This is a genomic window from Dinghuibacter silviterrae (assembly GCF_004366355.1).
Lineage (GTDB): Bacteria > Bacteroidota > Bacteroidia > Chitinophagales > Chitinophagaceae > Dinghuibacter > Dinghuibacter silviterrae.
The window spans coordinates 1,301,840-1,324,834 of sequence record NZ_SODV01000002.1 but is presented as its reverse complement, the minus strand read 5'-3'; the positions used below and the strand labels follow the sequence as shown (position 1 = coordinate 1,324,834).

Sequence of the window (22,995 nt, the reverse complement as noted above, 5' to 3'; positions counted from 1 at the left end):
GATACATATTCCTACCAAAAGTAGGAATATAGCGCTGTCAGGATGACGACGATGACCGCCGCCCCGAAGGCAAAGCCCTTCGATACCCTGAACATGGATTTGTCGACGATGAGCCCTTTGTTCTGCACCCCACGCCGGTTTTGGAAGTTGGTGATGATCGCCATACCGATGATACAGAAGATGAACACCAGGCCCATCCGGTCCATGAAGGGGATTTCGTACAGGCCCTTGTTGGCATAGTTCGGCTGGTACAGACCGTAAGGCGTCAGGAAGCTCAGGTTGGCAAACATCGGCAGAAACTTCAGGACCACCGACATGATAAAGCCGCCGATGGTGGCGAACAGGGCCGCGTCGGACGTCGTTCTTTTATAGAAGAAGCCCAGCAGGAACATCGCGAGGATACCGGGAGATACGAACCCCGTGTATTCCTGGATGTAGTTAAAGCCTTGTTTGCCCTCGCCCATCAGCTTCTCACCGATGATCAGGGACATGGCGATGGCCAGGAGCATGGACACTACGACGGTCCATTTCCCCATGCGTACCAGGTGGGCTTCGTCTGCATTCTTATTGAAGGCTTTCTTATAGACGTCGAGCGTAAAGATCGTGGCGATGCTGTTGGCCTTACCCGCCAGGGAGGCGACAATCGCAGCGGTCAGGGCCGCAAAGGCAACCCCCTTGAAACCGACGGGGAGCAGGTTCATCAGGTTGGGATAGGCCTTGTTCGGGTCGACCACCCCTGCGGAACTCAGCATCTCGGTGTGGAACATACCCTTTTGCCACAGGACGTAAGCGCCAATCCCAGGGAGGACGACGATGACCGGCATGAGGAGTTTCAGGAAAGCGGCATACAGGATCCCGCTGCGCGCGGTCTTGAGGTCGGCGCCCAGGGCCCGTTGGGTGATGTATTGGTTGCAACCCCAGTAGTTCAGGTTGGTGATCCACATCCCCCCGATCAGGACCGAGAGGCCCGGAAGGCTGACGTAGTTGGGGTTGTCCTTTTTGAAGATCATGTGGAAATGGTCATTGGCCGAAGACGTGAGGATCTTAAAGCCGTTGATAAGCCCGGACGTCCCGGACTTCTCCGCTACCAGGTGGAGGGCGATGTAGGTGGCCACCAGGCCGCCTAAGATAAGGAAGAACACCTGGATGACGTCCGTATACCCGATGACTTTCATCCCCCCCAGGGTGATGATCACCGCGAAGATGGCCAGGGCAAAAATACATAAGTAGATATTCAGCCCCGAAATACTGCTGACCGCCAGGGCGCCCAGGTACAAAATAGACATGAGGTTGACGACAATATACAGCGCCAGCCAGAAAATAGCCATGATCATCGCCACTTTGTCGTTGTAGCGCTGGCTCAGGAACTGGGGCATCGTGAAAATCCTGTTCTTCAGGTATACGGGGATGAAGAATACGGCCACGATGACCAGGGTGGCGGCCGCCATCCATTCGTAGGTCGACACCGCCAGGCCCATCTGGAAGCCCGAGCCGCTCATCCCGATGAACTGTTCCGCAGAGATATTGGACGCGATCAGGGAAGCGCCGATGGCCCACCAGGTCAGGGATCCCTCCGCCAGGAAGTAATCGGCAGAAGTAGTTTGGGCTTTGCGTTTCCTGCGGTAGATCCAATACCCGTAAAAAGCCACAATGCAGAAATAGATCAGGAAGACGATGTAATCGGCTGGTTGGAGGGATTTCATTTACAAAAGCAATTCGTTCAAAAGTGAATAAGTGTGATTTTAACACTTCTAGGGTGGCCCTAAAAAAAAGAGCCTTCCTTGGAAGGAGGGCTCAATATACAAATAAATATTATAAACCAAGGTTTCCTTGTAGTCGTATGTCCCTGGAAGAGCTGCCCACGAGGAAATCAAAACGCCCAGGCTCTAACACCCACTTATGTTTGGCCTCGCTATAATATTGGAAGGCGTCTTTGTTCAGGGTAAGCGTGACGACCTTGGAGGCGCCCGGTTCCAGGTATACCTTTTCAAAGGATTTGAGCTCCTTTTCCGGCCGGTCGACGGAACACTTCTCTTCGTGGACGTAAACCTGGGCGACTTCCGACCCTGCCCTTTTACCCGTATTGCGAACGGTGAAGCGTACCGTCACCTGGTCTTTGCCGGCGGGAACGACACTCAGATCGCTATAGCCAAAGGTTGTATACGACAACCCGTGGCCGAACGGGAACAGCGGCGCCACCTTATAGGTATCATAGTAACGGTACCCAACATAAATCCCATCATTATACCGAACGGTCGTTCCGTCACCGGGATACTCTCCAAGTTTCTGAGCCGGCACGTCCTCCAGCTTACGGGGAAAGGACATAGGTAACTTGCCCGAAGGGTTGACCTCTCCAAAGAGAATCTTTGCCAGGGCCGTTCCCCCTTCCAGGCCGGGATACCAGGCCTGCAGGATGCCCGGCACCGTTGTTTCCCAGCGGGTCATGTCGATGGGGCCGCCCCCCATCAGCACCACCACCGTCCGGGGGTTGGCTTTTACCACCGCCCGGATCAGCTCGTCCTGTCCAAAGGGCATATCCATATTGGGTTTATCCACGTCCTCGGCGTCATACGCATTGTCTTTCCAGATCGCATAGTCATAGCCGTGGGTCCAGCCACCGACGATGATCGCCACATCCGCATGGGCAGCGGCTTCCGCGGCTTGTGCAATCAGGGCCGGATCGGCCTGTGCGCCCCGGGCTATGGTGTACCCCTGGGCGTACGTCAATTTTACCTGCGCCCCCACCAGGTTCTTTAGCCCTTGAAGCGGGGTGATCTCATACAGCGAACGCACCTGCGAGCTTCCGCCCCCCTGCGCGTTGAGCCGGCCGGCATTGGCACCGATCACGGCAACGGTATGTACGGTATGGGCGTCCAGCGGCAGGATGTGGGTATCGTTTTTGAGCAGCACGATCCCTTCCTCCGCGACTTTTCTGGCCACTTCCTGGTGTTCCCTGGTGTCAAAAGAACCCTTTTGCCGGCCATGGTCCATCATCCGGGTTTTAAACATGATCCTCAGGATCCGGCGCACCTTATCGTCCACCAACTCCTGGGAAACCACGCCGTTCCTCACCAGCGTGAGCACGGTGTCCCCCATGAAAAATTTATGGTAGTCCGGGTTAGGCAGCATATCCAGGTCCGTACCCATTTCCAGGTCCGTCCCGTTTTCCAGGGCCTCCATCGTGTTGTGCACAGCGCCCCAATCACTGATCACGATGCCCTTGAATCCCCACTCCTTTTTTAATATAGTGTCGATCAAATAGGCATTCTCCGTGCAAAACTGCCCCCGGAACTTATTGTAAGCCCCCATGATGGTGTTGGCGCCCCCCTCAGTGATCGCCGCCTTGAAACCGGGCAAATAGATTTCCCGCAGGGCACGTTCGCTCATTTCGACGTCGATGTGGCTCCGGTTGATCTCCTGGTTGTTGGCTAAGTAGTGTTTGACACAGGCCGAGATGCCTTGGGACTGCATCCCTTTGATCTCCCCGACCACCATCCGGGAAATCAGATAGGGATCTTCGCTCATATATTCAAAGTTGCGCCCGTTGAGCGGTGTCCGGATGATATTGATCCCGGGTCCCAACTGGACGTCTTTGCCCCGGGCATTGGACTCCGCCCCCAGGGCGCTCCCTTGCAGGAAGCCCAGGTGCGGGTTCCAGGTCGCCGCCAGGCAAACACCCACCGGGAAATAGGTGGCCGAATCGAAGACGTGTACCTGGGAGTCGTCCCAGCCCCTGCCGTGTTCGAGACGCACCCCGTGCGGTCCGTCAGAAGTCACGAGCTCCGGAATACCCAGGCGGGGAACGCCCCCGGAGGTAAAGGAGCTACTCGCATGGATCATATTGACCTTCTCTTCCAGGGTCATTTCTTTGATGAGTTGCCCGATCTTTGCCTCTGTGGCATCGGTGCCCTGGACGTGGATTGTCCGGCGGCCTTCGGCGGATGGCGCGGGCCCGTTTTGTTGGGCCACATTTTGTTGGGCCGATACGGCTCCTGAGATCGCTAACAAGGTTGCCCAAACAGCGCATTTCCTCAATCTTATCATGTTGCTGCAATTATTAGATGATGTTCCGAAAAAATTAAAAGTAGCGGCATTTGGCAGAAATGAAGCGTCCCGCAGCCCCGGAAGAAATAAATGATGTACCAAAAGTGACGATTGAAGTACCCGGGACGCAAAAATTCACCCCTACATCAACACTACATCAATGTCTTTCCCGACTATTTTTGCAGGGATATATGCGCATTTCTTTTTATACGGTGGGAAAAGGACATGAGGAATACGTCCGCGAAGGGGTCACGCTTTTCACGGATCGTGTCAACCGGTACTTTCCTTGTACCTGGAGGTTACTGCCCCCCTCCAAACATACCGACAAACGGGAAGAGGCAGCGACCATCCTCGAAGCCTTGTCGAAGGACGACTACCTCGTTCTGCTCGACGAAAGAGGAAAATCCTGGACCTCCGAACAGTTATCCGCCTTTATCGGGGCCAGGGCCGGCGATAGCTGCCGCCACCTGGTTTTCCTGATCGGCGGCGCTTTTGGCGTGGACCCCAGCGTGCGTGCGAGGGCTCAATTTATCTGGTCGCTGTCTTCCCTGGTTTTCCCCCACCAACTCGTGCGGTTGATCCTTGCCGAACAAGTGTATCGCGGGTGCACGATCCTGAGGAATGAGAAATATCACCACAGCTAAGCCCCCCGGCGCCTTCGGCGCCGGGACATAAGCGAGTTTTATCTATTTTTACCACATGACTATTACTATCGGCATTATCATCCTAACGGCCTTGATTTCGCTCACCTCGTTCAGCAATCCGAAAGCCATAGACGACCTCTCGATGTGGCCCGTGAAGATCGACCAGAAGAAGCAGTATTACCGGTTCATCACCAGCGGTTTTATCCACGGCGACCTGATGCACCTGTTCTTCAACATGTTCACCCTTTATTTTTTCGGGACCGCCCTTGAAGAAACCGGTGTATTCTCGGCCCCTGTCTTGATTCTGTTTTACCTGACAGCGATCGTTGTCTCCGATATCCCCTCCTACATCAAACATCGCCGTTCCTACGGCTACCGGAGCATCGGTGCCTCGGGAGCCGTGTCCGCCTTTCTTTTTGCCACTATCCTTTTCGACCCCTGGATGAAGATCGGCATCTTCGGTATCATACCGGTGCCGGGTATCCTCTATGCCGTTTTATATACGGCTTATTGCGTATACTCCAGCCGCCGGCGGGCGGACAATATAAACCACGACGCCCACCTTTGGGGAGGGCTCTACGGGTGGGTTTTTGTCATCATCCTCGTAAGGGGTGTTGTTCCCTTCTTCCTGAATCAGTTGATGCACCCGCCGATTTAGGGCTTTGCCCATACCATTTTAGGGTTGCGTCCATTCCAGCCGCAGGGCGTGGGTGGTGCCCGCCGTTACCTTGAACCGGTCATCGATGCGGTGGCCGACCACCCACAGGATCCGGCCGCCGGATTCGAGGACCCAGACTTTCTCTTTGTCCGCCAATGACAGCTTGTTGTCGATAAAGAAACGCGCGAGCTTCTTTTTTTTGGCCATACCCAGGGGGTAAAAGTAGTCGCCTGCCTTCCACCGCCGGAGCAGCAGGGGGAAGGTGACGCGGGCGGCGTCGAGGAGGGCCAGGGGCTCGCTTGCGCGTGGGGCGTGGGCACGCCCGGCGGGAGGGCCCGCGGCGGGCGGGCCCGCGGCGGCGAGCGACGCGGCGGCAGCGGGCGGCGCGGCAGCCGCAGCGGGTGCGGCCTCCATGGCGATGGTGATCACGCCCTCCGTGAACGCCACCTGCGTCTGCCCTTCCTCTATCGCCACTTGCGAAACGCCCTGACCGGCGGGGGCGCAGATGATGAGGAACCGCCGGTCGCGGATGACGCGGTGCGTGGCCGAGGCCACGAAGTGTCCGGAGGTGGTGTGCAGGAGCGCCAGCGCCTCTCCGGCCTGGGCAGGGGAAAAGCCAAAGGGTTTGAGCAGCTCGAAAAGAAGGGTCTCCAACGGGCGGGCCTTTTCCAGTTTGGCAACGGCGATGCGCCACTCCCCCCGTCCATGCGGTTCGAGGAGGTCTTCGACGTGACGGGTGACCGCCTGGCGATAGAGGTCCTCCAGGTCGCGGAACCGGGTAAGGTTGGCGGCCAGGTTCTGCCGGACGTCGGGGTATCGTTCTTCGATGAGGGGGATGACTTTATGACGGAAAAAATTACGGGTATACTTATCGGAAGCGTTGCTGCTGTCTTCCACGTGTTGGAGGCCTTCAGCGGCGGCATACGTTTCGAGCTCCTCTCGTGTGGCAAAAAGGAGGGGGCGGACGATCTGTTCCTGGAACGGGAGCATCCCGCGGAGGCCGCTGGCGCCGGTACCCTTGAACAGGTTCATCAACATCGTCTCGATATTGTCGTCCAGGTGGTGGGCGGTAGCGATCGCCGTGAGCCGCGGGGCGGGGGCCGCGGCGGCGGGCGGAGCGGCGGTGGACGGAGCGGCGGTGGACGGAGCGGCGGTGGTCGGAGCGGCGGCGATGCCGGCGCCGGACGCAGCCGGGGCGGCGCCGAGCAACTGCCGGAACCAGGTGTAGCGCAACTCACGCGCGGCGACCTGGATCGACACCTTGTGGGACGCGGCGTAAGCGGCGGTGTCGAAGCGGGCAACCTGGAACGCCCGGCCGTAGCGTTCCGCAAGCGCGCGGACGAAGGCTTCGTCGCGGTCGCTTTCGGCACCGCGTAGTTGGAAGTTGCAATGGACGAGGGGACCTTCGATCCCGGCCAGGACACAAAGGTGGGCAAGGACGACGGAGTCGAGACCGCCGCTGACGGCAAGGAGCCAGCTGTCGCCGGGTCGCAGGAGGTGCTCCTTGTGCAAAAAAGCGGTAAAACGGGTCAGAAGGGGTGCTTCCATATTTATAAAAACTACATCGTCAATTCTTCATACGCGGACCGGAGTTCTCCCAGGGCCTTGCGGTCGCCGGAGGCGCGGGCGGCGTCCATGCCCCGCTCATAAACAGCGATGGCTTCATCAGTGTGGCCGGTGCGTTCGAGGAGCTTTGCCAGGTGGTAATAGCTGCCTACGTAAGTGGGGTCTTTGGACAAAAGGCGTTCGAAGCTCGCCCTGGCGCCTTCGTCGTCGCCCATTTTGACGAGTTCAAGGGCGAGGGCGTGTTGCAAAAAAGGGTCGTCGGGGCTTGTTTCCAAATGTTGTTTGAGTAAAGCAATTCTATCCATAAAAAACCCCTATCTTTAAAAAGTCATCTTAGTTGCATAAACAACTTTCCATATGAAGATACTCGTCTGTATCAGTAAAACACCTGACACCACGGCAAAAATAGCCTTCACGGACAACAATACGAAATTCGCCGAAGCCGGGGTGCAGTTCATTATCAATCCCTATGACGAATGGTATGCGCTGGTCCGCGCGATCGAGCTGAAAGAAGCGGATCCCTCGTCGGTGATCCACCTGGTGACGGTGGGGGGCGCGGACGTGGAGCCGGTGATCCGCAAGGCCCTGGCGCTCGGCGGGGATGAAGCGATCCGGGTCAACGCCGACGCATCAGACAGCTTTGTCATTGCTTCCCAGATTGCTTCGGTGGCCACCGGAGGAGGGTACGACCTGATTCTTTTGGGTAAAGAGACGATCGACTACAATGGTTCCGCCATAGGGGCCATGGTGGCGGAATTGCTCAATCTGCCGTACATCGCCCTGGCCACCAAGGTAGACGTACAGGGAGCTACGGTCACGGTCACCCGGGAAATCGAAGGAGGGGAAGAGGTCGCCGAAGTAGCACTCCCGGTGGCGATCAGTTGCCAGAAGGGCGTGGCGGAACAACGCATCCCGAACATGAAGGGCATCATGTCCGCCAGGACAAAACCGCTGAAGGTGGTGGAGCCCGTCGCGGTTGAAGCCCTTACGGCCATCCATCATTTCGAACTTCCGCCCGCAAAGGCCGGTGTGAAACTCGTTAGCCCCGACAACGCAGGGGAACTGGTCCGTCTATTACATGAAGAAGCAAAAGTCATTTAAACATGTCTGTCATCATATTTGCCGACCAATCCGAAGGTCATATCAAAAAAGCGGCGCTGGAAGCCCTTAGCTATGGGGCGGCCCTCGCCCGTTCGCTGCAAACCACGGCCACTGCGGTGGTCTTGGGACCCATAAGTAACGACGTCGCCGCCGGTCTGGGTAAGTTTGGCGTATCGAAAGTACTGTTGGCGTCCTCCGATGCCTTTACACACCTCGACGGCCAGGTGTTTGCCGAGGCCATCGCCCAGGCCGCTACCGCGGAAAACGCGCAGGTGGTTGTTTTCCCGCACAATCCTGACGGTAAGTCGGTGGCGCCCAGGGTCGCCGTCCGTCTCAAGGCCGGGCTTGTCACCGGCGCGATCGACCTGCCTGATCTTTCGGGTGGTGGATTCGTTGTGCGGAAAAATGTTTTTTCCGGAAAGGCCTTTGCCTACGTGACCATTAAGTCTCCTATCAAAGTCATTTCATTGAACCCGAACTCCTTCCACGTACAGGAGGGAGACGGGAAAGCGGAAGTCGTGGCGTTCCAACCCACGGTCGCCGCCCCCCGTGTAAAGGTAACGGCCGTGAATAAGGTCTCGGGCGAAGTTCCACTGTCAGAGGCGGAAATCGTCGTCAGCGGCGGAAGGGGGCTCAAGGGTCCCGAGAACTGGGGCCTGGTGGAAGACCTGGCAAAAGTGCTGGGGGCTGCGACGGCGTGTAGCCGGCCCGTGGCGGATGCGCACTGGCGTCCTCACCACGAACACGTGGGACAAACGGGTTTGACGATACGCCCCAACCTGTACATCGCCATCGGTATCTCCGGTGCCATCCAGCACCTGGCCGGTGTCAACGGTTCTAAAGTGATCGTGGTCATCAACAAGGATCCGGAGGCCCCGTTTTTCAAGGCGGCGGACTATGGCATTGTCGGCGACGCCTTCGAGGTCGTGCCGAAGTTCACCGAGGCCGTCAAAAAGCTTAAAGGAATATAAGATATTCAATACCTTTTACCCGAGGCTGTCCCTTGAATTTTTAGGGACAGCCTCTTTATTTTGTTATTTTTGGGGCTATATTGCACTATTCACCGCCCACCCTGGGGCAGAAGAATGGAATATGAAGAAAATTGAATTGGAAATTGTAGCCCTCTCCCATAGTATTACACAAACGCATTCGTACGCAGTAGTACTGGGTGAAGTGAACGGACTGCGGCGCCTGCCGATCGTGATCGGGGGGTTCGAGGCCCAGGCTATTGCCGTGGCCCTCGAACGTATGCAACCGAGCCGGCCGCTTACCCATGACCTGATGAAAAACTTTATGATGGCCTTTAACGTGGAATTGCACGAGGTCATCATCAATGACCTCCAGGAAGGCATCTTTTATTCAAAGCTGGTTTGTTCTTCTGAAAGCGATACGGTGGAAATCGATTCACGCACCTCGGACGCCCTTGCGTTGGCGGTGCGTTTTGGTTGCCCCATCTATACCTTTGAACACATCCTCGAAAGCGCCGGCATCCTTATGGAGGATACCCACAAGGTCAAAGGCAAAACAGAGCTGGCTTCTACGACGACGACCACCACCGGTGGCAACGACGACCTTAAAAACCTGACCCTCGAAGAACTGAACCATCTCCTGGGTGAAGTGCTCGAACAGGAAGACTATATAAGGGCCATCGCTATCCGGGACGAGATCAACAGCCGGAAAAAATGATCCTTTTCCCCCCGTGTAAGATCAACATCGGTTTACGGATTCTCCGCAAAAGATCGGACGGTTTTCATGACCTGGAAACATTGTTCTGGCCCGTCCCCCTTCGGGATGCACTGGAAATGCTGCCTTCCGACACCACCCGTCTTCACGTGACAGGTGCCGACATACCCGGGGCGCCTTCCACCAATCTTTGCGTAAGGGCGCACGCCCTGCTGGCGGCCGATTTCCCGGCCGTCCGCCCGGTGGATATCTACCTCCACAAATCCATCCCGATGGGTGCCGGTCTTGGCGGGGGATCTGCCGACGGGGCGTTGGCGCTTGTCCTTGTCAACCGTCTTTTCCGCCTGGGGCTCACCCGGGAGGACCTTCTCCCCTACGCGCTTCAGTTGGGCAGCGACTGTCCGTTTTTTTTGTACGATGGCCCTTGCTGGGCGTCGGGGCGAGGCGAAATCCTGCAACCTGCGGCACTCGACCTGTCGGACTACCGGCTGGTGCTGGTGAACCCGGGGATACACGTGCCAACGGGGTGGGCGTTTGCGCAACTGGGGTTGGGCGCTGCGCGCAGCGAAAGTAGGGCGCAAAGCAGCGGCGCCGAAGGCGCGGACGCGCAACGCCGCGGGGAGCCGGACGCCGCGGCCCTGCGGGCCATCCCCCCGGTGTCGTCCTGGCGCGACATCTTCCACAACGACTTCGAACCCGCGGTCTTCGCCGCCTACCCGGCCATAAAGGCGATTAAAGAGACCTTATATGCCACGGGCGCCGTGTACGCCTCCATGAGCGGGAGCGGGAGCACCGTGTACGCGTTGTACCCCGAAGGGCAAATGCCGCGATTGTCTTTTCCAAAGGATTATTGGGTCTACATGGGGTGATTTTCGTAACTTGCTATCAGAATGAGCCTCCATTTCCTCGATCAGAACCTTGATTTTCTCGACCACCACCCGTTGAGATAAACGCGCACGCCCCCGCGAGGGACGTGCGGGCACCGCTATTATTTTTCCTCATTCTTATTATCCTTTTTTTTATGCAATTGACCGGCGCATTATCCGTCCGCGCGCAGCATTTCCTGGAGCTGGAAGAAAAATATGGGGCACACAACTATCACCCCTTGCCCGTGGTACTGACCAGGGGGGAAGGCGTTTTTGTGTGGGACGTGGATGGCAAAAGATATTTTGATTTCCTCAGCGGGTATTCGGCGGTGAACCAGGGGCATTGTCACCCGCGGATCGTCCAAAGCCTGGTGGAACAGGCGGGGCGGCTGACGCTGACGTCGAGGGCCTTTCACAGCGACCTGTTGGGAGAGTACGCGGCCTTTGTTACGGACCTTTTTGGTTATGACAAGGTACTTCCGATGAATACGGGCGTGGAAGCGGTGGAGACGGCGATCAAGTTGTGCCGGCGCTGGGGGTATGACGTCAAGGGCATCCCGGAAAACAAGGCGCAGATCATCGTGTGCGAGGGGACGTTTAACGGTCGTACGACGGGGGTCATCTCTTTCAGTTCCGACCCGTCGGCGCGGTCGGGCTTTGGTCCCTTTTTGCCGGGCTTCAGGGTGATCCCGTATAATGACCTGGGGGCGCTGGCGCTGGCGCTGGAGGACAAAAACGTGGCGGGCTTCCTGGTGGAACCGATCCAGGGGGAAGCGGGGGTCGTGGTGCCGGACGACGGTTACCTGGCCAAGGCGCAAAAGGCGTGCGAAGACGCGGGCGTCTTGTTTATGGCGGACGAGATACAGACAGGTTTGGGCCGGACGGGCCGCATGCTGGCGTGTGACCACGAGGGGGTGCGGCCGGATATCCTCATCCTTGGCAAGGCCCTGAGCGGGGGTTTGCTGCCGGTCAGTGCGGTGCTGGCGGACGACGAAATTATGCTGACCATAAAAGCGGGCGAACACGGGTCCACCTACGGAGGAAATCCGCTGGCCTGCCGGGTAGCGATGACGGCGCTGCAGGTGCTCCAGGACGAAGGTATGATCGCCCACGCGGCGTCCATGGGCGTCCTGCTGAGAAATGGGTTGATGGACATCGATTCTCCCCATATCGAACTGGTGCGGGGCAGGGGTCTGCTGAACGCCGTGGTGATCAGTCATCCGGACCTGGACGCGGCCTGGGAGCTTTGTCTGCGGCTGAAGGACCTGGGGATGCTGGCGAAGCCGACGCACGGGGACAAGATCCGCCTGGCGCCGCCGCTGGTCATCACCGAGGCGCAGGTCAGGGAGTGCATCGAACTATTCGCCGAAGGTTTAAGAGAGCTGGACTAATCATTTACTGAGGGTTTGCCAAAAGTGGAATAATATTATCTTGCAGCATGGCAAATACCCACGCGCCCGGCGCCCCTCACCAGGAACACCACAATTCCAGTTCGGACTTCATCAAAGACGTGGTCATCGGCATGAGCGATGGTCTTACGGTTCCATTTGCCCTTGCGGCCGGTTTGAGCGGAGCGGTCTCGTCCACCAGCCTGATCGTGCTGGCGGGGCTGGCGGAAATCACCGCGGGGTCGATTGCCATGGGCCTGGGGGGTTACCTGGCAGGGAAAACGGAATTGGATTTTTACAACAGCGAGCTGAAACGCGAATACGAGGAGGTGGATACGGTGCCGGATGAGGAAAAACGCGAGGTGAAGGAGTTTTTCCGGGAGCTGGGGTTGAGCAGCGACGTACAGGACAAGGCGGTAGAGGAGATCACCCGGGACAAGAAAAAATGGGTGGATTTCATGATGAAGTACGAACTCAACCTGGACGAGCCGGATCCAAAACGCGCCCGGAACAGTGCTTTCAATATCGGTGGTTCCTATATCGTAGGCGGGCTTATTCCGCTAAGCCCCTATTTTTTCATACAACATCCGACCGATGCCCTTAAATGGTCGGTGGTCGTCACCCTGGTTTGCCTGTTCATCTTCGGTTTCTTCAAAAGCCGCGTCACCGGCATCAACCCCTGGTGGGGCGCGGTTCGCGTGACCCTCATCGGGGCCGCCGCGGCGGCGGCGGCGTTCTTCGTGGCCAAGGTGTTCCAATAGGGCGAGGCGGCGCAGTTTTCGTATCTTTGGGGGTATGACTGAAGAAAAGAGCCTCAACTTCCTGGAAGAGATTATTGAACAGGATATTAAAGACGGGAAACACCCGCAGATCCATACTCGTTTTCCCCCGGAACCCAACGGTTACCTTCATATAGGACATTCCAAAAGCATCTGCCTGAACTTTGGCCTGGCGGCGAGGTATGGGGGACAAACCAACCTGCGCTTTGACGATACGAACCCGACGACGGAAGAAACGGAGTACGTGGACAGCATCAAGGACGACATCCGTTGGCTGGGTTTCCAGTGGGACAACGAAAGGTATGCTTCCGATTATTTCGAAGAACTATACCGGATGGCGGTAACCCTGATCAAAAAGGGGCTGGCCTATGTAGACGACAGCACGGCGGAACAGATTGCCCTGTCCAAGGGCACACCGACGGAGCAGGGGAGACCGGGGCCGAACCGGGACCGGAGCGTGGAAGAAAACCTGGAATTGTTTGAGGCGATGCGGGCGGGCAAGTTCCCGGACGGGAGCCGCACCCTGCGGGCGAAGATCGACCTGGCTTCCCCGAATATGCACATGCGGGACCCGATCCTGTACAGAATTAAACACGCACACCACCACCGCACGGGGGATGCCTGGTGTATTTACCCGATGTATGATTTTGCGCACGGTCAAAGCGATTCGATCGAACACATCACGCACTCGATCTGTACGCTGGAGTTTATACCGCACCGCCCGCTGTACGACTGGTTTATCGAAAAGCTGGACATCTTCCCCTCCCACCAGTACGAGTTTGCCCGGCTCAACCTGAACTATACGGTGATGAGCAAACGCAAGCTCCTGCAACTGGTCAACGAGGGTTTTGTGAGCGGCTGGGACGATCCGCGCATGCCGACGATCAGCGGTCTGAGGCGTAGGGGCTATACCCCGGAAAGCATCCGTGACTTCTGCGACCGGGTGGGGATCGCCAAGCGGGAGAACATCATCGACGTGAGCCTGCTGGAATTTTGCATACGGGAACACCTCAATAAGATCGCCCTCCGGCGGATGGCGGTCCTGGACCCGATTAAACTTATCCTGACGAACTACCCCGAAGGCGAAGTGGAGATCATGGAGGGGGAAAACAACCCGGAAGATCCCAACGCAGGGACGCGTCCCGTCCCTTTTTCCAGGGAACTTTGGATCGAACGCGAGGACTTTATGGAGGTGCCGTCCAAAAAATGGTTCCGGCTGGCCCCGGGAGCCGTGGTCCGGTTGAAGAATGCCTATATCGTCCGGTGTGACGACTTTACAAAGGATGACGAGGGCAATGTTACCGAGGTCCGGGCAACCTACCTCCCGGAGAGCCGGAGCGGGGAAGAAGGGAGCAGCGTTAAGGTGAAAGGGACGATCCATTGGATAAGCGCGGCGCATGCGATTACGGCGGAGATCCGTCTGTATGACCGTCTTTTCCGGTCGGAAAACCCGGCCGCGGAGGAAGGCGACTTTAAAGACGACCTGAACCCGGAAAGCCTGACTGTCATCCCGGCAGCGTACCTGGAACCGGGTATGGCGGACGCGGACCCGGCTACAAAATACCAGTTTATCCGCAAGGGGTACTTTGTATTGGACAAGGACAGTCGCCCCGGAAAACTTGTTTTCAATCAAACAGTTACGCTAAAGGATACGTGGGCGAAGGAGGTGAAAAAAGAAGGGGCCTGAGGTGTGGTCTTTTTAAACATTTCTTTAACACCAAAACCCCTGATTTTGTGGATGAGCGGATGCAACCTTGCCCGAATATTGCCGTCTTATATATCAATAAACTAAGGTTATATATGAAACCGAGCAAAATGTCTTTATTGTTTACCTTGCCGCTCTTCGTGCTGTGCAGTCTGACGAGCAGTGCCTCCGGCGCGCAGGATAATAAAGGATCATATGCGTGGCCATACCTGATCGTTTCCGGTGGTGACTCCATCTGGTTATACCAGCCTCAGGCAACTTCCTTGAGCGGTCAAACCCTTCAAGGTTCCCAGTCCGTATCGATTCACTCCCAGGGGGAGACCCAGAACCGGTACGGGGTGGTCTATTTCCAGGCGAACACCAATGACGCCGGGAATGGACGTGTCACGCTCAGCAACTATACGATTACCCGTCAGAATTTCCCGAGCCTGACCGACAACGGGCAGAGCCTGGTCCAGACCATTACGGCCAACGCCGGCGCTTTGCCGGTCGTGAGCCAGCGCAAGCTGCAGGACGACGTCGCCCTTGCCGGTAAAAAACTGGGTACGGGTTCGGGTGTTGCCGTAAAGAACGACCCGCCCGCCATCATCCATTCGAGCGATCCCGCCCTGCTGGTGATCATCGACGGACAGCCCCACATGACACAGGTACAGGGGACCTCCTATCAACGGATCATGAACACGAACTTTATGATCCTGTATGACGGCACCAATTACTATACCCCGATCGGCGACCAGTGGGCGGTGACCTCGGACCTGGCCAACACAAACTGGACCATCGCCCCGGCGAGCGACGCCCTGAACGATGCAAAGGCAAAGCTGCAGGCAGATAAGAGCCTCAACCTCTCGATCCCGGACAACAATTCGGACGAGGTAGCGGCCGCCGCCCAGAACGGGACGCTCCCCCTGTTGTATGTCTCCGAACGTCCCGCCGAATTGCTGGTGACCAACGGCAATCCTGACTACCAACCGATCTCCGGTACGAACCTGACATATGCCCAGAACGCTAAGGGGGACCTGTTCCAGGATAGCGATGACGGCAGGACCTATACGCTGATTTCCGGACGCTGGTACAGCGCTCCTTCCATAGACGGTCCCTGGACCTGGGTGGATCCTACCCAACTGCCGGCGGACTTTTCCAAGATTCCCCAGGACAACCCCGAAGCCCGGGTACTGGTATCGGTGCCCAACACCAGCCAGTCCCAGGAGGCGGTCATGGCCAACGATATTCCCCAGACGGCGACGGTGGACCGTTCGCAGGCTTCCTTCAAAGCCAACTACGATGGGGATCCCAAGTTCAAAGCGATTTCCAATACGGACCTGGAATACGCGACCAACGCCTCCGCCCCGGTGATCCGGGACGGGGACGAGTTCTATGCCTGTGACAAGGCGGTCTGGTTCCAGTCCGCAAGCCCCTATGGTCCCTGGACGGTAGCGGTACACGTCCCGGACGAGATTTACGCGATCCCGAGCAACTCTCCCGTTTACAACGTTACCTACGTAAAGGTCTATGACTATGACCAGGCGGATGACGACGTGACCTTTGGGTATACCCCCGGTTATTTTGGGGTGTATGACTCTTACTGGGGATGCCCCGTCTTCGGTACCGGTTGGTGGTACCGGCCCTGGATCGGTTCCTACTGGTATGGCTATCCTTATTCCTTCGGGTACGGGGCTGGCTTTGGCTGGGGTCCGGCTTGGGGTTTTGGCGCCTACTTCAACTTCGGCTTCGGGTTTTACAGCCCCTGTTATCGCCCCTGGTGGGGTCCCTGGGGTTGGTATCATCCCTTCTATGGTGGTTACGGCCACTGGGGTGGTCCCGTCTTTATCAACCGGGTCAATATCTATAATTCCTGGGGCCGCGGTGGTTTTGTCCACGTCAACAGGGGCCCGATCTCCGGTGCACCCGGACGCGTGATGCGGAACAGCATTGCTCCCGGTGGCGGGCGGATCGGTACCATGCCGGGCAACCGGATCAACTCGTTCGCTTCCAGGGGATCCATCTACGGCCGGAACCAGGTAAACGGCGGCTTTAGCCGGCCGGCGGCCATGAACAGCCGCGTGGCGACCAACGGGTTTGCCCAAAACCGGTCGTTCCAGCCGCAGGCGCAAAACAGGAGCTTCCAACCGCAAGCGCAAAACCGGACGTTCCAGCCACAGGCACAAAACCGGACGTTCCAGCCGCAGGCCCAGTCCCAAAACCGGACGTTCCAGCAACAACCCCAACAACGGACCTTCCAGCAGCCCCAGCGGGCCGCTGCCCCGGCCCGTACGTACTCGGCCCCGGCCTTCCGTGGCGGCGGAGGCGGTGGTGGTTATCGCGGTGGCGGCGGCGGATTTGGCGGCGGTAGCCGTGGTGGCGGAGGCGGCGGTGGCCGCGGCGGACGGCACTAAGCGCAATGCGAAGCGCTCTGCGCAAAACGCACACAAGAAAGGGTTTAAACGATATAAATGGCTAAGGGACGTCTTCGGACGTCCCTTTTTTTATCTCCAATTTGGGCAGAAAAGACATCACCAGGATGCCCAGCGCCAGGATGAACATGAGGTACAAAGAGGGAAGCCGTTCGGGACATTCCCCTTCCCGGCAGATGCTCAGGATGATGAAGTTTTTCAGGGCCCAGGCCAGGTTCATGGTCGTGAAGAATATGTTGGCGCGCTTTGCCCAGAGCCGGGGGATGGCAAAAAATAGCAGCGCAAAGCCACAACAAAAAATATTGAACAGGGCAGGTTTGCCAAAAAGGGTGCCCCCGGCGTCCATGCCTTTGACGAATACATGGAGGGAGGGGATGTAGATCCAGGGGAGGAAGGCGACGACGCCAAAAGCCAGGACGAGCACAATGCCGATCGATTGGGAATACTTCATTGTGCAAATAAAAAACTTAACATTGTAAACTTCGGATTCTGCATTAAATTTACGTTACCTTTTTATTAACTAATCGAACTATATGCTATCCAAGAAAGAAGTACGTCATCAAATTGCCGCTAAACTTGAAACCGCCCTTGCTGATTTTAAACCTGGTATGAGTGAAAAAAAGTTCAAAAGCCGGATAAAAAAAGCCAGCAAGCTGTTTAGTGACGCTGCCCCTAAAACCGCTTCTACCGCCAAGCCGAAAAAGGCTGTTAAAAAACAGGCCCCCAGGAAAAAGGCTGCGGAACCAGTTAAACCTTAGGCAAAATCCCGGATCTTAGCAGGGAATCCAAACCGAATTCCCGCATGCAACCTATCATAAAGATCAGCCTGATCGGCCTGCTTTTCGCGCAGGTATGTTTTACCGCAAGCGCCCAGGAAAAGGACGACGTGATCATTGCCCAGGCTCCGGGCGGATTTTCGCTTCATGGGCGTGTCTACCACAAACACTTTAAGGATGAAGTCCCCCCTGCCTCAGGGTACGTGACGGATTGGGAAAACCTCTTTACCGATGCACAGGAGGCACACATCGATTCGATGGTGGCCGATTTTAGCCGTCAGACCGGTATCCAGATCGCCGTGGTCACGGTAGATTCCTCTATGTCCAGCAAGGATGGCTTCGATTCGGTCATTCTCCGGTTGGGCAATACCTGGGGAGTGGGCCAGGATTCCAGCAAAGGCATTGTTGTAGGCATCTCCAACAGCCTGGGTATCATGCGCATACAAAATGGTGTAGGGGTGGCTGCCACCCTTTCCGATGCGGATACCCAGCAGATCGTAGACGCCGCCTTCCTGCCGGAATTTGAAAAAGGAGACTACTACCTGGGCACGTTGATCGGCCTGGCGGCCATCATGCAAAAGCTTCAGGGCGTAAGCCGGTAGCGCTGGGGAAGGACAACGTGAAACTCCGCGCCCTCCCCTTCCCGTCCATACGCAAATATTTCTCCCCGGTGCTGGTGGGCGATCTTCCGGCAAATGGCGAGGCCTATGCCCGTCCCGGGAAAGTGTTCGTCCTGATGCAGGCGTTGGAAAATGGCGAAGATCTTTTCCGTAAAGGCTGGGTTAAACCCGATTCCATTGTCCTTTACAACAATCCGGTAGTACGATTCCCCTTGCGCCAGACCGGGATAACCGGTCACTTCTTCCGGGCCCAGGAGCTGGGCGGAAACGTGCAGCAGGGGCGTGGTGTCCGGACGCCGGAACTTGAGCGCGTTCCCGAGCAGGTTGCAAAACAATTGGTTCATCTGTAACGGCACGGCGTCTATGGTAGGCAGGGGCAATATGTGTACCGTGGCCCCGGTCTCCTCGATGCGGAGGTCAAAATCCCTGAGGGCGGCCAGGACGACGGAATGGAGGTCGGTCGGCACGAAGGGATGGCCTTCCTGACCCACACGGGAATAGCTCAACAGGTCCCTGATCAACTGGGCCATGCGGTCGGCGGAGCTGCGGATCCGGTCCAGGGCATGGTAGCGGTCCTTTTCCAATTCCTGGAGAAGGAGCATATCCACAAAAACCCTGATTTTCCGCAAGGGCTCCTGGAGGTCGTGGGAAGTGACATAGGCAAACTGTTCCAGTTCAGCATTGCGCTGGCGGAGTAGGGCGTTGGCGTGCCGCAGGTCGTGAATTTCAGAAAGGTTTACATCAGACTTCGGGGTGGCGTCCATTGGAATCCGTCTCTCTGGCAACCAAGCGCGAAAATTTCATGCCATACCGTGCGAATCCCCTAATTTGGGTAATGGAATTCTCTAACCAATTTATCCACCACGTTTTTTTCTGGCTCCATCAGCCCGACAATATACAGGACCGGGACAGGCTTATCCAGGGCCTTCGCACCCTGGTCGCCATACCCGGCATCCAGCGGGCGCACATTGGCGTCCCCGCCGGAACCACCCGGGACGTCGTCGATGCCTCCTATGCGGTATCCTGGCTGGCGGTTTTTGACGACCGGGCGGCCCAGGACGCCTACCAGGTAGACCCGGTTCACCTGGCATTCGTGGAAGCATGTGGCCATTTATGGACCAGGGTCGTTGTCACCGATAGCATCACCGCCTAGCGTCCAAAGGGCGTCTGGTCCGCGCACCCGACGTTCTCCCCCGGGCTTACGTGCAGATAGGCGCAGAAATACCGGTAAAACTGATACCGGTGCAGGGTTCGCTCCTGGTCCTGGCCGGTTCCACATTCTACCCCTCCGTTGATGATGTTGACCGTGGCGCCAAAGCCCGGGACGCGCCCTTTGGCCCGGTCCTCCGGATTGGGCGTCCATTCCCCGGACATCACCTGGTGACAGGAGGGTTTGGGCGCCTGGGGGGTCATCCAAAACCAAACCGCGGACGCCATGGCCAGCTCCGGGTCCCGTTCCATCCGACCGGGATCCTTGAGCAAAACGTCTTTATCGCCGAAGAAGGCCTGGCTGAACTGCCCATAGTTGTAGTTCCAACTGAGCTGCACGGGTCCCCGGCCATAGTATGCCTGTCCGGGGGCGGGAGGGTAAGCGGGCTTGGTGGTGTCCGCATACGTCCCTTTCCCTTCCGAAACAAAGTACAACCCCCATGCGCAATATCCTCCCGGCGCCTTGTCCCAGCCACCGCTCGTTTCCTGGGAAACGTTGGCAAGAAAAGCGGCGAGCTCCCTCCGGCGAAGGGTGTCGTCGGTTTCCGACAGGAATCCCGGGAAGCGGGCAGCGGCGGATTGGAAGGCCTGGAAAGTGTATAAGGCGTTGCGATGGGGAAACAAATGATCCCAATCGGCGCTGTTGATCAGGACGGGTAGTAGAAGAAAAATCCAACTCATACCAGCAAAATTGAGAAAAATACTTACATTCAAAAAAAACCTCAAACGATTGCTCATGAATGAAACAACCGTTGTCCTCAAGGACAATTCCGCAAATCCCGCTCCACTCGGCCTGTTTGCTTTCGGTATGACGACCGTCCTGCTCAACCTGCACAACGCCGGCCTGTATGACCTGGACTCAATGATCCTGGCGATGGGCATCTTTTACGGCGGGCTGGCCCAGGTCATCGCGGGGATCATGGAGGCGCGCAAAAAAAATACCTTCGGCTTTACAGCCTTTCTCTCTTACGGTTTCTTCTGGCTGACCCTGGTCACCCTTCTGGTCCTGCCAAAGCTTGGCTGGGCCGCGGCCATCACAGGCAAATCGTTGGGCTGCTACCTGTTGCTTTGGGGCATCTTCACCTTCCTGTTGTTCCTGGGCACCCTCCGGATCAGCCGCGCCCTGCAGGTGGTATTCGCCACGCTGACCATCCTTTTCCTGTTGCTGGCCTTCAGCGAATTTTCAGGCAACAAAAACCTTGGTATGATTGCCGGGGGCGAAGGGATCCTCTGCGGGGCCACTGCCATATACACCGCTACGGCAACCCTCCTCAACGATGTCTATGGAAAGACCGTGTTGCCGCTGGGTATCAAGTCCTAGCATTACGGTCGTATATTTGGAGGCATGAAAGACCTCCAGGTCACAGGAACGGTTGCACCGTCCGCCCTGCAAGCCAAACAGATAGCGGAGCGGACGGTGTATTCCGTGCTCGTGATGATCAGCATCTCCCACCTGCTCAACGACACCATCCAGTCGCTGATTCCCTCGATCTACCCTTTGCTCAAACAATCGCTGCACGTCAGCTTTGGGCAGCTCGGGATGATCACCTTTACCTTTCAACTGACCGCGAGCCTTCTCCAGCCCATGGTCGGCTTTTTTACCGACAAACGACCGCAGCCCTGGTCGCTGGCAGCGGGGATGACCTTTTCCCTGGGGGGCCTGGTGTGTTTATCGATGGCGCATACATACGCCATGGTCCTGGTGTCGGTGGCCCTGGTCGGCATCGGCTCCTCGATCTTCCACCCCGAATCTTCCCGGGTGGCCTTTCTGGCCTCGGGTGGCAAAAGGGGGCTGGCGCAATCCGTTTTCCAGTTGGGGGGTAACGCCGGCAGTTCGCTGGGCCCCTTGCTGGCTGCCTGGATCGTCGTTCCCCACGGACAGCGATATATTGCCTGGTTCAGCCTGGCGGCGGTTGCCGCCATCGTGGTATTGCTCCGGGTGGGCGCATGGTACCGGGTACGCGCCGGTCGTACCGTCCAGGCCTCGCGCGCGGCTTCCGGTCCTCCCCTGCCGGCGCGTACCGTGATCGTATCGCTGGGCATCCTGCTGGCCCTCATTTTCTCCAAATATTTCTACCTGGCGAGTATGTCCAGCTATTATACCTTCTACCTGATGAGTAAGTTCGGCGTCTCGGTACAGAATGCGCAGATACACTTGTTCATCTTTTTGTTTGCGGTGGCGGCCGGCACCCTGATCGGGGGACCGGTGGGGGACCGGTACGGGCGCAAATACGTGATCTGGTTTTCGATCCTGGGGGTGGCGCCCTTCACCCTAATGCTGCCTTATGCCAGCCTCTTCTGGACCACCGTGCTGACGGTTTTTATCGGGGTCATCCTGGCCTCCGCATTTTCGGCTATCCTGGTATACGCCCAGGAATTGGTGCCGGGCAAACTGGGGATGATTGCCGGTTTGTTTTTCGGGCTGGCTTTTGGGATGGGCGGGCTGGGGTCCGCCGTCCTCGGCAACCTGGCCGACCACACCAGCATCCGTTTTGTGTACAAGGTATGCTCCTTCCTGCCGTTGATCGGTCTTCTGACAGGATTCCTTCCTAATATTGAGTTGCGGCGGCAGCCTAAGCGGACAATTTAGGCTGCCGCCGCAACACCGCTAATTATGGCCCTTCGGGCAGGACGCCTGTGGCGCCCTTTGGAGAAGAGACGCGCCGGAACAGCCTGAAGAATTCCCAGATGGCTTCGTTCGCATCCAGGTTGCGGCTGGTGATGCCGATGATCGCCTTGGGCAGGTAGGGCCATCCGCCGGGCCAGGTGTGGCCGCCGTCTTCAACAGTGATACCCACGACCTGGATGCCCGTTTGCCTGTTGGTGTAGGTTTGTTTGGTGATGGTGGTGCCGTCATGTGCGCTGTCCGGCCGGGTCACGACCACCGGCGCCGGATCGCAACCATCGATGGCCACCCAGCGGTCCAAGGTCTCCTGGTGGGACAAAATGGTGCCGCCCCTGATGGCGCCGCCCTTGAAGGGAACAAGGGGATCCTTGGTTCCCTGGAGGTATAATACGGGAAGCGGAATCGTCGCAGGCTTTTCGTCTTTGTCGACGGAAGCCGCTACCACAGCGATGGCGGCAATGCGTTTTGTCAGCTCATCCCCCAGCCTGGAGGTCATAAACCCGCCGTTGGACATCCCGGTAACGTATACCCTCGTGGAGTCTACCGGGTAGTGCGCCGCCATATAGTCGATGGTCCGGTTGATAAAATCCACATCGTCCACCCCCTTTTTATACGCCGGGGAAGAGGTCCGTCCATCGTTCCAGCTCCGGTCGATGCCGTCGGGGTAAACGAGGATCACGCCTTCCCGGTCGGCAATGGGCCTGAAGTCTGCCAGCCGCACCATCCCTGAACCCGTCCCCAGCCGTCCGTGGAGCACGAGGATCAACGGATGGGCGCCGGAAGTGATGCGCTTCGGGACGTATACCAGGAAGTCTCGTGTCCCCAGGTGAACGGCGTTTTGGGCGCCCCCCTGAAGTGCCAGGAACAGGGCAAGGATCGTATAGCAAAAACGCATACGGCAGTTTTTTTCGTTCCCGTA

23 protein-coding genes are annotated in these 22,995 nt (G+C 57.4%); 15 read left to right on the top strand and 8 right to left on the bottom strand.

Annotated features, from left to right (window positions below):
• Nucleotides 1-11 precede the first annotated feature (11 nt).
• Complete coding sequence (locus EDB95_RS22805) at nt 12-1,703, bottom strand: sodium:solute symporter family transporter (protein WP_133997817.1); 1,692 nt, start codon at nt 1,701-1,703, stop codon at nt 12-14.
• Between the two features lie 109 nt (nt 1,704-1,812).
• A complete protein-coding gene (locus EDB95_RS22800) occupies nt 1,813-3,969 on the bottom strand; it encodes a glycoside hydrolase family 3 C-terminal domain-containing protein (protein ID WP_211352185.1) in 2,157 nt (718 codons plus the stop codon).
• Between the two features lie 266 nt (nt 3,970-4,235).
• On the opposite strand from EDB95_RS22800, the gene EDB95_RS22795 reads away from it, so the two are divergent.
• Nucleotides 4,236-4,688, top strand: coding sequence for a 23S rRNA (pseudouridine(1915)-N(3))-methyltransferase RlmH (locus tag EDB95_RS22795; protein WP_133997811.1), 453 nt, complete (start codon nt 4,236-4,238; stop codon nt 4,686-4,688).
• 55 nt (nt 4,689-4,743) lie between these two features.
• Nucleotides 4,744-5,346 carry a rhomboid family intramembrane serine protease gene (locus tag EDB95_RS22790; protein WP_133997808.1) on the top strand — a complete coding sequence of 201 codons (603 nt, stop codon included), beginning with the start codon at nt 4,744-4,746 and terminating at the stop codon, nt 5,344-5,346.
• 18 nt (nt 5,347-5,364) lie between these two features.
• Here EDB95_RS22790 and tilS read toward each other — a convergent pair whose 3' ends face one another.
• The gene (gene tilS, locus EDB95_RS22785) at nt 5,365-6,894 is read right to left on the bottom strand and encodes a tRNA lysidine(34) synthetase TilS (protein WP_133997805.1); all 1,530 of its coding nucleotides are present in this window, start codon (nt 6,892-6,894) and stop codon (nt 5,365-5,367) included.
• Between the two features lie 11 nt (nt 6,895-6,905).
• Nucleotides 6,906-7,217, bottom strand: a complete 312-nt coding sequence (locus EDB95_RS22780) for a tetratricopeptide repeat protein (protein ID WP_133997802.1) — start codon at nt 7,215-7,217, stop codon at nt 6,906-6,908.
• A 52-nt stretch (nt 7,218-7,269) separates the two neighbouring features.
• On the opposite strand from EDB95_RS22780, the gene EDB95_RS22775 reads away from it, so the two are divergent.
• The 8 genes from EDB95_RS22775 (at nt 7,270) to EDB95_RS27580 (ending at nt 16,827) form a co-directional block, all read left to right on the top strand.
• A complete protein-coding gene (locus EDB95_RS22775; protein ID WP_133997799.1) occupies nt 7,270-8,013 on the top strand; it encodes an electron transfer flavoprotein subunit beta/FixA family protein in 744 nt (247 codons plus the stop codon).
• 2 nt (nt 8,014-8,015) lie between these two features.
• Nucleotides 8,016-8,984: an electron transfer flavoprotein subunit alpha/FixB family protein gene (locus EDB95_RS22770; RefSeq protein ID WP_133997797.1), complete on the top strand. Its 969-nt coding sequence runs from the start codon at nt 8,016-8,018 to the stop codon at nt 8,982-8,984.
• Nucleotides 8,985-9,105: 121 nt separating this feature from the next.
• Nucleotides 9,106-9,699 (top strand): bifunctional nuclease family protein, encoded by a 594-nt coding sequence (locus tag EDB95_RS22765; protein ID WP_133997794.1) that lies wholly within the window; start codon nt 9,106-9,108, stop codon nt 9,697-9,699.
• Nucleotides 9,696-10,565: a 4-(cytidine 5'-diphospho)-2-C-methyl-D-erythritol kinase gene (gene ispE / locus EDB95_RS22760; RefSeq protein WP_133997791.1), complete on the top strand. Its 870-nt coding sequence runs from the start codon at nt 9,696-9,698 to the stop codon at nt 10,563-10,565. Before EDB95_RS22765 ends, ispE begins: the two co-directional genes overlap by 4 nt.
• Before the next feature lie 152 nt (nt 10,566-10,717).
• The gene (gene rocD / locus EDB95_RS22755; protein ID WP_133997788.1) at nt 10,718-11,953 is read left to right on the top strand and encodes an ornithine--oxo-acid transaminase; all 1,236 of its coding nucleotides are present in this window, start codon (nt 10,718-10,720) and stop codon (nt 11,951-11,953) included.
• A 47-nt stretch (nt 11,954-12,000) separates the two neighbouring features.
• Entirely contained in the window at nt 12,001-12,711 is a 711-nt protein-coding gene (locus tag EDB95_RS22750; protein WP_133997785.1) for a VIT1/CCC1 transporter family protein, read from the top strand.
• 34 nt (nt 12,712-12,745) lie between these two features.
• Nucleotides 12,746-14,416 carry a glutamine--tRNA ligase/YqeY domain fusion protein gene (locus tag EDB95_RS22745; RefSeq protein WP_133997782.1) on the top strand — a complete coding sequence of 557 codons (1,671 nt, stop codon included), beginning with the start codon at nt 12,746-12,748 and terminating at the stop codon, nt 14,414-14,416.
• Between the two features lie 113 nt (nt 14,417-14,529).
• Entirely contained in the window at nt 14,530-16,827 is a 2,298-nt protein-coding gene (locus tag EDB95_RS27580; RefSeq protein ID WP_211352184.1) for a hypothetical protein, read from the top strand.
• A 61-nt stretch (nt 16,828-16,888) separates the two neighbouring features.
• Here the strand turns inward: EDB95_RS27580 and EDB95_RS22735 are convergent, their stop codons facing one another.
• On the bottom strand, nt 16,889-17,296 hold the full coding sequence (locus EDB95_RS22735) for a hypothetical protein (RefSeq protein ID WP_133997779.1): 408 nt from the start codon (nt 17,294-17,296) through the stop codon (nt 16,889-16,891).
• A gap of 82 nt (nt 17,297-17,378) precedes the next feature.
• Between EDB95_RS22735 and EDB95_RS22730 the strand changes: the two genes are divergently transcribed.
• Nucleotides 17,379-17,603: a hypothetical protein gene (locus tag EDB95_RS22730; protein WP_133997776.1), complete on the top strand. Its 225-nt coding sequence runs from the start codon at nt 17,379-17,381 to the stop codon at nt 17,601-17,603.
• A 44-nt stretch (nt 17,604-17,647) separates the two neighbouring features.
• Nucleotides 17,648-18,223 (top strand): TPM domain-containing protein, encoded by a 576-nt coding sequence (locus EDB95_RS22725; RefSeq protein WP_133997773.1) that lies wholly within the window; start codon nt 17,648-17,650, stop codon nt 18,221-18,223.
• On the opposite strand, the gene EDB95_RS22720 is transcribed toward EDB95_RS22725, so the two are convergent.
• Nucleotides 18,205-19,026, bottom strand: coding sequence for a sensor histidine kinase (locus EDB95_RS22720; protein ID WP_133997770.1), 822 nt, complete (start codon nt 19,024-19,026; stop codon nt 18,205-18,207). The genes EDB95_RS22725 and EDB95_RS22720 overlap by 19 nt on opposite strands.
• 50 nt (nt 19,027-19,076) lie before the next feature.
• On the opposite strand from EDB95_RS22720, the gene EDB95_RS22715 reads away from it, so the two are divergent.
• On the top strand, nt 19,077-19,394 hold the full coding sequence (locus EDB95_RS22715; RefSeq protein ID WP_211352182.1) for a Dabb family protein: 318 nt from the start codon (nt 19,077-19,079) through the stop codon (nt 19,392-19,394).
• Here EDB95_RS22715 and EDB95_RS22710 read toward each other — a convergent pair.
• A complete protein-coding gene (locus tag EDB95_RS22710; RefSeq protein ID WP_246073768.1) occupies nt 19,391-20,131 on the bottom strand; it encodes a chitinase in 741 nt (246 codons plus the stop codon). The two genes, EDB95_RS22715 and EDB95_RS22710, sit on opposite strands and share 4 nt — an antisense overlap.
• Before the next feature lie 55 nt (nt 20,132-20,186).
• Between EDB95_RS22710 and EDB95_RS22705 the strand changes: the two genes are divergently transcribed.
• A complete protein-coding gene (locus tag EDB95_RS22705; RefSeq protein ID WP_133997762.1) occupies nt 20,187-20,771 on the top strand; it encodes an acetate uptake transporter in 585 nt (194 codons plus the stop codon).
• 24 nt (nt 20,772-20,795) lie between these two features.
• Entirely contained in the window at nt 20,796-22,040 is a 1,245-nt protein-coding gene (locus EDB95_RS22700; protein WP_133997759.1) for an MFS transporter, read from the top strand.
• Between the two features lie 22 nt (nt 22,041-22,062).
• On the opposite strand, the gene EDB95_RS22695 is transcribed toward EDB95_RS22700, so the two are convergent.
• Complete coding sequence (locus tag EDB95_RS22695; RefSeq protein WP_162852745.1) at nt 22,063-22,971, bottom strand: alpha/beta hydrolase family esterase; 909 nt, start codon at nt 22,969-22,971, stop codon at nt 22,063-22,065.
• Nucleotides 22,972-22,995: the final 24 nt, after the last annotated feature.